The 619-nt window shown below is 66.4% G+C and carries 1 protein-coding gene; it reads left to right on the top strand.

The window, feature by feature from the left end; translation table 11 throughout:
- Positions 1 to 619, top strand: a 619-nt coding sequence (locus tag ACN675_RS29205) for a condensation domain-containing protein (RefSeq protein ID WP_420754123.1), incomplete at both ends; no start/stop codon positions are given.

Genomic DNA, 619 nt, shown 5'->3' with positions numbered 1-619 from the left:
ATCGGATCTGCAGGCGTTCGCGCATGCGGATGTGCCGTTCGAGCGGTTGGTGGAGGTGCTCAATCCGGCGCGGTCGACGGCGCGGCATCCGCTGTTCCAGGTCGGCTTCTCGTTCCAGAACCTGAACGAGGCCAGCCTGGAACTCGACGACCTCGCCATTGCCCCGCTCGACCTCGAGCACCGGACCTCGCAGTTCGATCTGCACTGGATCGTGCAGGACACCTACGACGAGGCCGGGGCTCCCACGGGGATCGGCGGTTTCGTGACCTATGCGACGGCGTTGTTCGACGAGTCGACGGTCGTGTCGTTCGTCGGGCGGTTCGTGCGGGTGCTCGAGGAGATCGTGGCGGATCCGTCGCGTCCGGTCGGGGATCTGGAGATCCTCGGTGCGGGGGAGCGGTCGCGGATCCTGGAGTCGTTCAACGACACTGCGCACGAGGTGGATGCGTCGGCGACGTTGGTGTCGTTGTTCGAGGCGCAGGTCGCCGCGAACCCGGATGCCGTCGCCGTCCAGGCCGAGGGTATCGCGCTGACCTATCGCGAGTTCGACACGCGTACCAACCTGCTGGCGCGGCAGCTGATCGCTGCAGGAGTACGCGCGGAATCCACTGTGGCACTG

Origin of the sequence: Rhodococcus sp. O3 (assembly GCF_048897285.1) — a bacterium.
Taxonomy (GTDB): Bacteria; Actinomycetota; Actinomycetes; order Mycobacteriales; family Mycobacteriaceae; genus Rhodococcus.
This window is presented reverse-complemented; position numbering and strand designations above follow the sequence as displayed.